This is a genomic window from Paenibacillus qinlingensis (assembly GCF_031455095.1).
Classification (GTDB): domain Bacteria; phylum Bacillota; class Bacilli; order Paenibacillales; family NBRC-103111; genus Paenibacillus_E; species Paenibacillus_E qinlingensis_A.
In genome coordinates this window covers 417,378-431,122 of record NZ_JAVDSB010000003.1, presented here as the reverse complement: position 1 = coordinate 431,122, position 13,745 = coordinate 417,378, and the positions used below count along the sequence as shown (strand labels likewise).

Sequence of the window (13,745 nt, the reverse complement as noted above, 5' to 3'; positions counted from 1 at the left end):
ATATGACCTATGAGCCATTTAACCGAAGAGCAATTAAACACATTATATGTACAACTATTGGAGGAAAAGGTTGCACTTGAAAAACATTTTGCAAGTAATGATCAATTCGGACTCGCTAGTTCTTTCTCAGATTCGATAGGCGAACTCTCCATGTATGATAATCATCCCGGTGATATCGGTTCCGAAGTATTCGAACGCGCGAAAGATATTTCACTTAATGAGCATGCCGAGATGCATTTACAGCAAGTCAATGAAGCTTTAGCACGTATGGAAAGCGGCCAATATGGCATTTGTATATTTAGCCACCAACCCATTCCCTATGAGCGACTGCAAGCCATTCCCACTACATTATACAGCATCGAGCATGTTCCTGATCCAGATCTATCTTTCCGTCGGCCAGTTGAAGAGCAGATACTGTACCCACCATTCGGTCGTACAAGCTTCGATGAAAAGAACAACGAAACGGAATTCGATGGCGAAGACGCTTGGCAAATCGTTGAAAGCTGGGGAACCTCGAACACGCCGGCTTTCGCTGAAAGCAATCAAGTGGAAGACTACAACGACATGTACGTCGAGTCGGATGAGCTGGTTGGCTATGTAGAATCTTTCGAAAGCTTTGTAGCGACAGATCTATATGGTGAGCATGTTACCATTGTAAGAAGTAAAGCTTACAACGAATATATGCACAGTGATGAAGGTGATCCATTTCTTGAACCCGACAGAGCAATTGATCTAGACGAAGAGTAATGGAACGGATACTACCCTGATTAAAAACAGGACAAACGAGCTTCGCATTTCGCGTAAGCTCGTTTGGTTCCACTACTACTCGTGATAATGAGCAGTCACAACATCATTACATCTGACACAAAGTGTTGGATGCTCTTTACTGTGCCCAACCTCTGGTGTCACTATCCAACAACGTTCACATTTCTCACCGTCTGCAACAGCGATAGCAATGGCAACATCTTTGGACTGAAGAGCACCATCTGGAGCTGATGTGCCTGCTGGGTGCAAGTTAACAGCGGACACGATGAACAATTGATCCAATTGCTCGAATTGTGTTAGCAAAGCAAACATCGCTTCATTTGGATACAAATTCACTGCTGCTCCTAAAGAATTACCGATGACTTTCTCTTTACGCGCTTCTTCTAGCGCTTTAAGTACATCATCACGTACTTCCAAGAAGGAATTCCATTTATTTTCCAATTCCTCGTTATACACATTCGCATCTACTTCTGGCAACTCCGCAAGTTGAACACTACTTAGCTCAACACCAGGGATGTACTTCCAAACCTCATCTGCTGTATGTGGAAGAATAGGTGAGATTAGTTTTGTAATGGCAGTTAATGCTGCGTATAGCACGGTTTGTGAAGCTTTGCGTGCTTGATCTTCGGCTGCGTTCGCATAGAGACGATCTTTGATGATATCCAAATAGAAGGAGCTCATCTCCACCGCACAGAAGTGGTGAATCGTTTGGTACACGACATGGAACTCATACGCTTCGTATGCTTTGATAACCTTCTCGACCATGCGATTCAAACGAATTAACGCATAGCGATCAAGCTCGGATAAATTCGCAAGCGCAACGCGATCTGTAGCCGGATTGAACTGACTCAAATTTCCAAGCAAGAAGCGCATCGTGTTACGGATTTTGCGATAAACCTCCGTCGTTTGATTCAAGATATTATCCGAAATCCGGTGATCCGATTGATAATCAACCGAAGATACCCAAAGTCGAAGAATATCCGCGCCTAGCTTCCCGCAAACCACATTGGGATCAATCGTGTTACCGATGGATTTGGACATCTTGCGGCCTTCGCCATCTAGTGTAAATCCATGGCTCAGAATGCCTTTATACGGTGATTTCTCTCTCGTAGCCACACCAGTGATGAGGGAAGAGTTGAACCAACCACGATATTGGTCAGAACCTTCAAGATAAAGATCCGCAGGCCATTGAAGCTCTGGGCGGGACTCAAGCACAGCGACATGACTGGAACCGGAATCAAACCATACGTCCATGATGTCTGTTTCTTTACGGAACTCGCCGTGACCACACTTAGAACATGTTGTCCCATGTGGAAGCAATTCCTTCTCTTCCTTTGTAAACCAAGCCTGAGAGCCTTCTTGCTCAAACAACTGGGCGACATGCTCGATCGTTTGCTCATTGACAAGCGGCTCGTTACAGCTGCGGCAGTAGAAAATCGGGATCGGTACACCCCATGCCCGCTGTCTAGAGATACACCAGTCTCCACGATCTGCGATCATGTTGTGCAAGCGAACTTCGCCCCACTCTGGCGTCCATTTCACTTGCTTAATTTCTTCCAGCATTTCAGCTCTGAACTTATCGATCGAAGCGAACCATTGCTCCGTAGCACGATAAATAACAGGCTTCTTTGTACGCCAATCGTGCGCGTATTGATGCTGAATATCAGCAGCTTTCAGCAGTAGACCTGACTCTTGCAGCTTCTCAATGATCAGCTTGCCGCCTTTTTCATAAAACAACCCTTCAAAGCCAGGTGCTTCAGCTGTAAAATGACCTTGATCGTCTACTGGACACAACACGCCAATGTTGTAACGTTGTCCGATCGCGAAGTCATCTTCCCCGTGTCCTGGAGCCGTGTGAACACAACCTGTACCCGCTTCTAATGTCACGTGTTCGCCAACCATAACGAGGGATTCACGGTCGTAGAAAGGATGTTGACACGTTACATACTCCAACTCGCTGCCTTTGATTGTCGACAAGACTTCGTATTCACTCCAGCCGATTTCTTTCGCCGCTGTAGCAAGAAGGCCTTGTGCAAGCACGTACTTCTTCCCATTCGCTTGAACTACCGCATACTCAAATTCAGGATGTAAGGATATACCCAAGTTCGCAGGTAACGTCCAAGCTGTCGTTGTCCAAATCACGATAGCTGCATCTGCTGGAAGCTTGCCTTTGCCATCTTTCACAGGAAACGCTACGTAGATGGATGTTGACGTTTTCTCTTTGTACTCAATTTCGGCTTCAGCCAATGCGCTCTCAGAGGACGGGGACCAGTAAACAGGTTTCAACCCTTTGTAAACAAAGCCTTTTTGCACCATCGTTCCGAAAACACGAATTTGTTGTGCTTCATAACCAGGTTGTAGCGTGATATACGGGTTTTTCCAGTCTCCGCGAATACCTAGGCGTTGGAATTGACTCTTCTGCTTCTCAACCGATTGCAGTGCATACTCCCTGCAATATTCACGGAACTCAGGGACAGTCATCTTCTTGCGATCGACTTTACCGCTGTTCGTAATCACTTGCTCGATCGGTAAACCATGCGTATCCCAACCAGGTACGTACGGTGCGTCGAAGCCTTGCAGTGTTTTGAAACGTACGATAATATCCTTCAGCACTTTGTTCAGTGCGTGACCGATATGAATATCTCCATTCGCATAGGGAGGCCCATCATGTAAAATGAACTTCGTTCTGCCCTTACGGCTTTCTTGTACTTTGGCATAAATGTCTTCGGATTCCCAATGCTCTTGCATTTTTGGTTCCGCTTGCGGTAAATTTCCTCTCATCGGAAATTCTGTTTGTAATAGATTTAATGTTTTGCCATAATCCATCCTAACCACTCCATCCCTACTTCAATCTGTCCAAACAAAAAAAGCCTCTCATCCCCAAAAAGGGACGAGAAACTCAACTCGCGGTACCACCCTCGTTAAAAAGCTATATGAAACAACCACCTCATGGTAGTCGAACAGCGCTTCTTCACTCGATCATGTGTAACGGCATGACCCGTTTCTCCCTACTTCATTCAAGAGACGCTCCTGGGGGATATTCGGTACGCTGCAGAGATTAGGCTCACACTAAAACCCTAATTCGCTGACACTGCTCAAACGTCCTACTCGTTCCAGTCATAGCTTTATTGCGATACATTTACATGGAGTATAACCAATCTGGCAAGCATAGTCAATATGAGAACTGCCTGTACCCTATCGGTTACTCTTCCTTATGTTCAAACTGCATACTTTGCCAGCCTTCTGTGTTCAATAATTCAAGTTGAGCTTCAAGCAACGTCCGGAAGCGTGTGCGATAGATGGAAGCTTGTTTCTTGAGTTCTTCAATCTCAAGCGCCACTTTGCGTGAGCGTGTCAGGGATTCATTAATAATCCGATCCGCATTTTTCTCCGCTTCTTTCAGAATTAACTGAGCTTCCTTCTTCGAATTGCTTCTGACTTCATCAGCAGCTTCTTGGGCTACAATAATTGTCTTGCTCAGAGACTCTTCAATATGTGTGAAATGATCCAAACGTTCTTGTAAGGCCATCGTCTGATTCTGAAGATCCTTATTTTCACGAATGAGCGCTTCATAATCCTTGATGACTTGATCTAGGAATTCATTCACTTGATCTTCATCATATCCACGAAACGAGCGTGAAAACTCCTTATTATGTATATCTAACGGTGTTAATGGCATCAGTGCCCCTCCTTAGCGTTTTGCGCAGCAAAACTGACTTCGTAAGTATAAGCTGAGCTTGTCTGAAGCTTAGCCTACACCCATGTCTATACAGTTCAGTTCGACAGAAAATTAGCAATTCCTGCAAAGTTCGTGGATAAATTATCCACGATCAAATAAACTTGCCTATCTTCACACGAATACGACCTTTTTTCGATACGCCTTCCACTTCAAGCACTTTAAATCTACCAAAACCCTGCAAGGAGATCATATCCCCCTCCTTCAGAGGCTTACTTGGATCTTCTTCCAGCTTCCAATTCACGCGGCAACGCCCCGCTTGGATCGGTACCAGCACTTTCGCTCGACTTAGCCGGAATACATCGCTTACAATCCCGTCCATTCGCATGGAAGCAACAGACAGATGCAGCTCCTCTAATTGTACTTGGGCTAGCTCTAACTTATCTAAAGAGAGCAATTCCGTCTGAACATGCACTCTATGTACTTGTGATAAATTCAAATGCAAATAATCAGCTGCATCTTGGGTTACCAAGCAATGGCAGCCACCCTCTATAACATGAATATCGCCAACCTTGTCTCGCTTCATGCCGAGTCCAAGAATGGCGCCCATGTAATCTCCATGTTCTAGAGTTAGAAATTTACCATCACCTGAGGATACCGCCAACACGGCCATAGCCATGTCTTCACTCTCTAAGCTGCGATAGTCAGGAGCAATAATAGCTCGTCTACGTTCAGCTGCTTCATAACCGCCATCCAGTCGGCAATGAACATCCGGATGTCGGTTGACGAGTGAATGCAAGATAAAAGCTTGTCTGGGATCGAGGAAATCGGTTAACTTCACGGCATGCTGTTCGGCAGCTCGCTCCACCCAATCCCAGGCCTTATCGACAAAATGATGTTCGTCGGGATGAAAATGGCCATAGATATCTTTCGCCAAGACTAGAAAATCCCCACGATGAAATCAAGAACTGCAAAAATACCCATAACGACGAATTTCAATGCGATCAACGCCACGATTGGCGAGAGGTCAATGAAACCAATGCTTGGAATGATTTTGCGGAATGGGCTCAAATACGGTTCAACCAGCTTCGAGAGCAGTCCACCGACAAAACTGCCACGTGCGTTTGGAAACCAAGATAAGATCAAATAACCAATAATCATAAAATAATAAATTTCTGTTAAAACGCTTAATAAAGAGTAAACGGTATCCACCTTGTTTTCCACCTCTGTCTATGTGTTTGGGATATGCGTCTATTCCTCGCCCATCATCTCAGAGATGTGGCCATGAATATCTACGGAATCTGGTGTACAGAGAAAGATATTCGGTCCAAGCTTAGAGATAGACCCATTCAATGCGTAAACCGTACCACTCAAGAAATCTACGATTCGGATGGCTTGATCGCCACGAACACGTTGCAAATTAACGACAACGGCTCTACGTGCACGTAGATGGTCCGCAATGTCCTGTGTTTCCTCATAAGTACGAGGTTCACTCAAGACAACGCGTGAATTCTTCTGTGAATGTATACTAACGACATTCGCCTTATTTTTATTACGTAATTCATATGGATTGGTTTCAGGTTCTTCTGTTGCTTCAACAATCCGTTCACGCTCTACAATTTCTTCCTCTTCTTGGAGCCCCAGAAAATTCATAAATCGGTTATACACACCCATCGTTGTTCCCTCCTAACGATTCATTAATCAGTTCTCTTTGCCGACCAAAACTGTTCCTAACCGCACCCAGGTAGCGCCTTCTTCAACCGCCACATCAAAGTCGCCTGACATTCCCATCGATAACTCTGTTACTTCATAGGGGAAAATATGTCGTTCATTCAATTGATCCCTTAAACTACGTAAGCCTCGAAAAACAGGCCTTGTTTCTTCAGCTTCTAACTCATATGGTGCCATGGTCATCAGGCCACAAACACGAATATGCGTAAGCTTACTTACTTCCTCAGCAAATGGAAAGAAATCTTCGGGTGATACACCGTACTTCGTTGCTTCACCAGAAATATTCACTTGCAAGAAACAATTGACTTCGATCCCTAATGCAGCAGCTTGCTTGTCCAGCTCTTTGGCAAGCGACATCCGATCCAAGGAATGAATATAGGCAAATTTACCGATAACATCTTTCACCTTATTCGTTTGGAGATGACCTAGAAAATGCCAAGTACCTCGCTCGTGAAGGGCTTCCCACTTCGGCTTCACATCTTGCCAACGATTCTCGCCAATATGCAGCAGCCCCGTGTTCAACACTTGTTCTGTCGTTTCTAAAGAGACATATTTGGTTACTGCAATGATGTTAACTTCATCTTCTTGACGGCCTGACTGCCGACATACATCTGCTATTCTAGCTTCAACTTCTAGTTTGCGTTCCAAAACGCTCATGATCTCTACACCTCAATTCAGGCACAACCTTGCCAGTTCCACTTAACGAAGACCAATCCAAGCGATCATTCGGCCAGTGGAACCCCCTTCTTTTCGATGAGAAAAGAAAAGATCGGTTCGGCAACTCGTACATAACTGAGTTACTTCGATATGGGACGACAAAATTCCTGCTTGCTCGATTAATTTTCGATTCAATTGTTGCAAATTCAACATATACTTACCATTACCCTTATCAGTAATAATAGCTTCTTGTTCCTCTTGTGGGATCTGCGCTTCCTCAAAAGCAAGCCATACGCGTGTTGCAACTGTTGCGTCAACCTCGTAACAGCAGGCGCCAATCGAAGGACCAATCGCTGCATAAATATCTGAGGGTTGACTACCAAAAGTATGTGTCATTAAGGATATTGTAGCCATGGAAATGTTTAACACAGTCCCTTTCCAGCCGGCATGCGCAAGACCCACTACACGTTGTACAGGGTCATAGAAATACAAGGGCACACAATCGGCAAATTGCGCACAAAGCACAATCCCCTTCTCCTTCGTTATAAAACCATCCTTCGCTTGTAAGGCGGTTGCTCGGCTTTCTCGCCCCATTCCTTGCTCATCTAGTGTGACGATAGCGATGTCTTTCCCATGTACCTGCTCTGCATACGTAAAGGACGTAAATGACTGTCCTAAGGCCGCTGCAACGCGTTCACGATTATGTATAACATCTAGGTCATTATCATTCACATGCAAGCCGAGATTCAACGTTGAAAAGGGGGCTTGACTTACTCCTCCTAGGCGAGAACTGAAACCCGCAGTAATCTCTGGAAAAGATAACATCCAAGGGGCTATAGGTAAAAGGACCGGGAGATCCTCAGTAGGCTGTAAAGTGGGCTGAACGACAAATGGTTCCAATTCCATTCTCCTCCATTCGTTCTTATATCTCTCTACTTTAGCACACAAAATGAAAAGACACACGATGGCTGCGTTAGCTGCCGTTCTTGCTAAGCAGCCTCACCCCGTGTGCCTACCGTCAATTGCGGAACTGACGATTAAACTCATATACCCCTTCTGTGTCGTCCGTTTGACGATAGGGCCGAACGTCTTCAAGCTTCACGAGCACAACGTCAGCACCAATTTTTACGATATGCTTCCAAGGAATGATGACATCGGTTCCTGTTCCAAACAGTCCAAAAAATCGACTCTGATTGGGAACAACGATGGATTCAATACGCCCCTGGCGGAGGTCAAGCTCCAAATCACTGATTTGACCAAGCTTTTTACCATCGACAATGTTAATTACGTCCTTCGTTTGGAAATCAGATATTTTCATGAGGCCTATCACCACATATCTCATTAGAATTTGTACTGATTTTTTATTAGTATATGTGTCTTATGGGCAAAATGTCCTGTAATATGAAAAAAGACCTTCACGGCTTGTCTACCAAGGCCGTTCCAGTCTTTGTTAATTGCTTTTAGGATTTTACATGTTTCTGCATTTGACAAATCGCTGATTTCTCCAACCGGGACACCTGTGCTTGAGATATACCAATCTCATCAGCCACTTCCATCTGTGTCTTGCCTTCGAAGAATCGCATGGAAAGGATCATCTTCTCTCTGGCGTTTAACTTATGCATCGCTTCACGCAAGGCAATACCTTCGATCCAAGACATATCCTTATTCCGCTCATCACTGATTTGATCCATCACATAAATGGGATCGCCCCCATCATGATAGATCGGCTCAAATAAGGAAACGGGATCTTGAATCGCATCAAGCGCGAACACAACGTCTTCTTTCGGTACATTCAAAGCTTCAGAGATTTCATAAATAGATGGCTCGCGTGAGTTTTGATTGGTTAGACTGTCTCTAACTTGTAATGCTTTGTAAGCAATATCTCTCAAGGAACGAGAAACGCGAATCGGGTTATTATCTCGTAAGTAGCGGCGTATCTCACCTATAATCATCGGAACAGCATAGGTCGAGAATTTGACATTTTGACTTAAATCAAAGTTATCAATGGCTTTCATCAAACCAATACAGCCAACTTGGAAGAGATCGTCCACATACTCTCCACGATTGTTGAACCGTTGAATTACACTCAATACCAACCTTAAATTGCCATTGACCAATTTTTCTCTTGCTGTTCGCTCATTTTTCGTTTGCAGGTCAGTGAACAACTCACGCATCTCTGCATTGGTCAGCACAGGCAGTTTGGCGGTGTCAACTCCACATATCTCAACTTTATTTCGGGTCACCGTGATTACCTCCCAAGGAGAAACATTACTGTTAATTATCCCCGTGAGCGGTCGATTTATTCCTGCCCTATCCCCTGCTCAGCCACTTGACAAAAGGGTACTGACTCGCTCCCTCCCGTGACTGCTGAACAATTTCGACATTTACCGCCAAAAAAAATTTTCAGACCATCTTGTTAAACTCTTTGCGAAGCCTCTTAATAATGCGTTTTTCCAATCTAGAGATATAAGATTGCGAAATACCGAGTAGATCTGCAACGTCTTTTTGAGTCTTTTCTTCCCCATCCTGTAATCCGAAGCGCAGCTCCATGATGATTCGCTCACGTTCACTTAGTTTATCAAGTGCTTTATGCAGAAGCTTCCGATCCACTTGTTCTTCAATGTTACGATAAATAGTATCATTCTCGGTCCCAAGCACATCGGACAGCAGCAATTCATTGCCATCCCAATCAATATTCAGAGGTTCGTCAAATGAAACTTCTGTTCGAATTTTGCTATTCCGGCGCAAGTACATCAGAATTTCATTCTCAATACACCGTGAAGCATAGGTAGCCAATTTAATTTTCTTCTCTGGATCGAATGTGTTGACAGCTTTAATCAAACCAATAGCGCCAATCGAAACTAGATCTTCGATGTTAATTCCTGTGTTTTCGAATTTCCTCGCTATATAGACAACCAATCTCAGGTTACGCTCAATTAACATAGCTCGAATAGCCGCATCCCCGGATGGTAATTTTTCCAATAAGTATTCTTCTTCTTCTCGTGTAAGCGGTGGTGGCAAGGCTTCACTACCACCTATGTAATAGATTTCCTCACCTTTGAGTCCTAGCATCATCAAAATACGATAGTACATTAGCTGAAATAGCAGTTTCCACTTCAAGAACATGTTAGTTTCCTCCTAAGAGTTTTGCCATGGCAAAACTTTCATCGTAAGCTAAGCTGCGTTTTCCATTGGAAAACTGACTTTGTAAAAATGAACTGTGTTTTGCCGTCGAAGCTCTCTTGGGTCATTAAATGTTGGTCTATTAACCAGCTTGAATCAAAGCAGGGTGAATAATGGCTTGATAGGTACCATCGCTGCACAGCTTTCCTCCATCTAGCCCAATCAGCACCTTCGTCGCCTCCAAATGCGAATCATTATGAATGATCACCACCTTATCAGGTTTAATAGCCAGCATGAATTGGGTATTTCGATTGACGCCACGGTAAGGTACGAGTCGCAACCGATCCTGCCAGATAAATTCCTCAACACCTAGACCGCTAATGATCTGATCTACATCGGATGAGCGTATTCGTTGCAACCATTGGTCAGGCAGTATATCTCCCCATTCTGAAACCTCCATGACCATAACAGGCGTACGCGTCAGTGGGTCGTACAGTTGGTTACCGGTATCGATTAAACCTTTACACGTAGCCCGGAAATCACCTATATGAATGGTGACCTCTGCCAAATACGTCGTCATAACCTCACGTTGCTTACTACTTTGGAACACCGTTCGAAACCACCACACAAGCGGAAGTAACAAAAGAATCACAAACAGGATGCTCCCAATTTGAAATTGAAAGACCGCCACGCCTGATTGAGTAAAAACGATTCCCTTCATCACATCCGAAGAAGAAGCGAGCACATAATGGATGCCGAACATGCCTCCAGCAACAGCAAAATTGATGAGCAAAAATGTCCCCATATTCCGCAATAAATTTTGTAAGGAACCGTAACCAAAAGCGGTCATAATCATGCCTATACAAAACATACATTTCACAGAAAATGTAAAAAGCAAGGTTGGCACTGGTAAGAACATCATGACGACATAGGATGCTCCTAATGCTGCAGAAAGTGCAATCCTCCACCATGTGAACGCTATTTTTCGCGTTTTTGCCGTCACGAATAGTAAGGCCGCATCCACCACAAAGTTAAGTAGGAAGATGAGATCCGCATAGACGACCATGCCATGCTCACCTCCACGAAGGACACTATCTAGCAATTTCCTGACAAAACTTTCCGCTTCTAAATCAGTATATTGGATTCCAAGTTCAAAGTCTGTCTAAACATGCTAGTAGGAATCTACTTTTTTTGTCAGTTGACGCGGTCTCGTCCACAGGAGAAAAGCTTATGGAACAACAAAAAACCGAAGCTTCTACATCAAGTAGGGCTTCGGTCTCTAGACAATTATTATGTTATTATTTGTCAGTATTCCGTCCGCGATTGCGTAAGAAAGTCGGAATATCTAATTGATCATTGGAAGGCTGAGCACCAAATGGTTTGAGATTATTCAAACGATTATCAGGAGCTGACGTTGGCTCAGGCTGACCAGGTGAAACCGGACGTTTGATAGACTGATGAATTGGCGCCGCTTTATGTTCGAAACCCGTTGCGATAACCGTAACTAGAATCTCATCTTTTAGCTTGTCGTCAATTACAGCACCGAAGATCATATTAACCTCAATGTCAGAAGCAGATGCTACGATATCAGCAGCCTCGTTAACTTCGTACAAGCTAAGGTTCATACCGCCTGTGATGTTCATCAAAACACCACGTGCCCCTTCGATGGAAGTTTCTAGCAATGGACTTGAAATCGCTTTTTTCGCTGCTTCTGCTGCACGATTCTCACCTGTCGCGACACCGATCCCCATAAGGGCAGAACCGCGTTCCGTCATAATCGTTTTGACATCCGCAAAGTCCAAATTGATAAGTCCAGGTACAGCGATCAAATCTGAGATCCCTTGAACACCTTGACGAAGTACATTATCCGCCTCGCGGAATGCTTCCAGCATCGGCGTCTTTTTGTCAACGATCTCAAGTAGACGATCGTTCGGGATAATGATAAGCGTATCTACTTTCTCTTTCAAAGCTGCAATCCCTTGCTCCGCTTGTAAAGAACGCTTGCGTCCTTCGAAAGTAAACGGTCGTGTTACAACACCAACGGTAAGTGCCCCAACCTCTTTTGCGATTTCCGCAATAACCGGTGCTGCGCCAGTACCTGTACCGCCGCCCATCCCAGCTGTTACGAAAACCATGTCTGCGCCGCGAAGTGTATTCAGAATCGTCTCCCTTGACTCTTCTGCTGCTTTCTTCCCGACTTCAGGATTCGCTCCTGCACCCAAACCGCGGGTTAATTTATCGCCAATTTGCAATTTATGTACGGACTTGGCCAAGTGAAGCGCCTGTGCATCCGTATTAACGGTGATAAATTCAACACCTTTAACACCATTTTCGATCATGCGATTAACTGCATTACTACCGCCGCCACCAACACCGATGACTTTAATTTGAGCCAATTGGTCTAAATCCATATCAAATTCAAACATATGAGCCATATCCCCCTAACTTAACGTTCACTAAATGAATTCACTGAAGAAATTTTTAACTCGTTCTACCAAACCAGGCTTTTGACTATCGGAGGATTTTTTGGTAGTCTTGGTCACTGGTTTTTTGGTTGAACCTGAATTACGATTCTTCATGTATTTGGAGACGAATTGAATAATACCAACACCACTTGTATAGGAAGGATCACGTACCCCAATGAAATCAGGCACTGCAATACGAACCGATGTAGACAGTTCGGATTGTGCAATCGCCAGAATGCCTGGCATACAAACCGTGCCGCCAGTGAGTACATAGCCACCTGCAAGATTACCATATCCCAAACGATGAACTTCGGCGCGAATTAATTGAAAAATCTCTTCGACACGAGGCTCAACGATATTAGCAAGGTCAACTTGAGAGAACTCTTTTTCAACATTGCTGCCCATTCTCGTCACTTTAAACACTTGATCGGGCGCGGCATCATCAACGCATGCACAGCCATACTTTAGCTTGATCTTCTCAGCAATTTCTAACTGTGTATGCAAACCAATTGAAATATCATTGCTGACAAATTCTCCACCAATTTGAATCGTTGACGTTGCAACTAAATTACCTTCGTCAAAGACAGCAATTGTTGTAGCTCCAGCACCGATATCCACTAATACAGTTCCCACAGCCTTCTCATCTTTGGAAAGTGCCAAATTACCAGATGCGAGAGACATTAATATAAGCCCTGCAACCTTCAGTTCGGATTTTTCCACAACTCGGATTAAATTATGTATGCCCGTCTTCGCGCCAGTAATAATCGTCGCTTCTACTTCCAGACGAACTCCGATCATACCGCGTGGATCATTAATGCCTTCTTGACCATCAACCAAATATTGCTTAGGTACAACTCCAACTATTTCACGTTCGGGAGGTAATGCGATGACCCTTGCCGCTTGAATGACACGATCAATATCTTCTTCTCCGATTTCGCGGTCTTCATTTGAGACTGCAACAACGCCGTGACTCGATTGAAGAGAAATATGATTTCCTGAAATTCCAACGTAAACCTCGGAAATTTGTATACCGACCATTCGTTCTGCATGATCAATCGCACTGCGAATGGAATGCACAGTTTGATCAATATCAACGATTGCGCCTTTACGAATACCCTCTGACTCGGCAGATCCCACTCCTATTATATTAATGGTTCCGTTAACAACTTCCCCAATAATAGCTCGAACTTTGGATGTACCGATGTCTAAACTAACAATGATATCATTGTTGCTCAAGCCCCTGGCACCTCCTGTAACTTAGGTAAGATTGCAAAATCTTCACAAATACTCCTATACGTATTCCACACAACCGCCATATTCCCTCTTTT

General features: G+C 44.2%; 14 protein-coding genes and 1 other annotated feature. Of the genes, 1 reads left to right on the top strand and 13 read right to left on the bottom strand.

The genetic code is table 11. The features are described from left to right. The first annotated feature begins 9 nt into the window (after positions 1-9). Positions 10-747, top strand: coding sequence for a TraR/DksA C4-type zinc finger protein (locus J2736_RS12740; RefSeq protein WP_310227055.1), 738 nt, complete (start codon positions 10-12; stop codon positions 745-747). Positions 748-822: 75 nt separating this feature from the next. Here J2736_RS12740 and ileS read toward each other — a convergent pair whose 3' ends face one another. The 13 genes from ileS to ftsA all read right to left on the bottom strand — a co-directional run bounded on the left by ileS (position 823) and on the right by ftsA (position 13,653). Beyond that, entirely contained in the window at positions 823-3,591 is a 2,769-nt protein-coding gene (ileS, locus tag J2736_RS12735) for an isoleucine--tRNA ligase (RefSeq protein ID WP_310227053.1), read from the bottom strand. Positions 3,592-3,648: 57 nt separating this feature from the next. Further along, positions 3,649-3,895: a binding site (T-box leader), on the bottom strand. Positions 3,896-3,967: 72 nt separating this feature from the next. Further along, a complete protein-coding gene (locus J2736_RS12730; RefSeq protein ID WP_310227051.1) occupies positions 3,968-4,444 on the bottom strand; it encodes a DivIVA domain-containing protein in 477 nt (158 codons plus the stop codon). A 151-nt stretch (positions 4,445-4,595) separates the two neighbouring features. Continuing rightward, positions 4,596-5,378, bottom strand: coding sequence for a YlmH family RNA-binding protein (locus tag J2736_RS12725; protein WP_310227050.1), 783 nt, complete (start codon positions 5,376-5,378; stop codon positions 4,596-4,598). A 2-nt stretch (positions 5,379-5,380) separates the two neighbouring features. Continuing rightward, entirely contained in the window at positions 5,381-5,653 is a 273-nt protein-coding gene (locus J2736_RS12720; RefSeq protein ID WP_310227047.1) for a YggT family protein, read from the bottom strand. A gap of 39 nt (positions 5,654-5,692) precedes the next feature. Next, complete coding sequence (locus tag J2736_RS12715) at positions 5,693-6,115, bottom strand: cell division protein SepF (RefSeq protein WP_056612633.1); 423 nt, start codon at positions 6,113-6,115, stop codon at positions 5,693-5,695. A 27-nt stretch (positions 6,116-6,142) separates the two neighbouring features. Further along, on the bottom strand, positions 6,143-6,829 hold the full coding sequence (locus tag J2736_RS12710) for a YggS family pyridoxal phosphate-dependent enzyme (protein WP_310227044.1): 687 nt from the start codon (positions 6,827-6,829) through the stop codon (positions 6,143-6,145). A 42-nt stretch (positions 6,830-6,871) separates the two neighbouring features. Next, positions 6,872-7,729 (bottom strand): peptidoglycan editing factor PgeF, encoded by an 858-nt coding sequence (gene pgeF / locus J2736_RS12705; protein ID WP_397340590.1) that lies wholly within the window; start codon positions 7,727-7,729, stop codon positions 6,872-6,874. Positions 7,730-7,847: 118 nt separating this feature from the next. Further along, the gene (locus tag J2736_RS12700) at positions 7,848-8,147 is read right to left on the bottom strand and encodes a YlmC/YmxH family sporulation protein (RefSeq protein WP_310227040.1); all 300 of its coding nucleotides are present in this window, start codon (positions 8,145-8,147) and stop codon (positions 7,848-7,850) included. A gap of 142 nt (positions 8,148-8,289) precedes the next feature. Then, positions 8,290-9,072 (bottom strand): RNA polymerase sporulation sigma factor SigG, encoded by a 783-nt coding sequence (sigG, locus tag J2736_RS12695; protein WP_310227037.1) that lies wholly within the window; start codon positions 9,070-9,072, stop codon positions 8,290-8,292. Between the two features lie 160 nt (positions 9,073-9,232). Beyond that, a complete protein-coding gene (sigE, locus tag J2736_RS12690) occupies positions 9,233-9,955 on the bottom strand; it encodes an RNA polymerase sporulation sigma factor SigE (RefSeq protein ID WP_310227034.1) in 723 nt (240 codons plus the stop codon). Between the two features lie 139 nt (positions 9,956-10,094). Further along, positions 10,095-11,018 (bottom strand): sigma-E processing peptidase SpoIIGA, encoded by a 924-nt coding sequence (spoIIGA, locus tag J2736_RS12685; protein ID WP_310227033.1) that lies wholly within the window; start codon positions 11,016-11,018, stop codon positions 10,095-10,097. A gap of 232 nt (positions 11,019-11,250) precedes the next feature. Beyond that, positions 11,251-12,378, bottom strand: a complete 1,128-nt coding sequence (ftsZ, locus tag J2736_RS12680) for a cell division protein FtsZ (protein WP_310227030.1) — start codon at positions 12,376-12,378, stop codon at positions 11,251-11,253. A 30-nt stretch (positions 12,379-12,408) separates the two neighbouring features. Continuing rightward, on the bottom strand, positions 12,409-13,653 hold the full coding sequence (gene ftsA / locus J2736_RS12675; protein ID WP_310227028.1) for a cell division protein FtsA: 1,245 nt from the start codon (positions 13,651-13,653) through the stop codon (positions 12,409-12,411). Between the last annotated feature and the right edge of the window lie 92 nt (positions 13,654-13,745).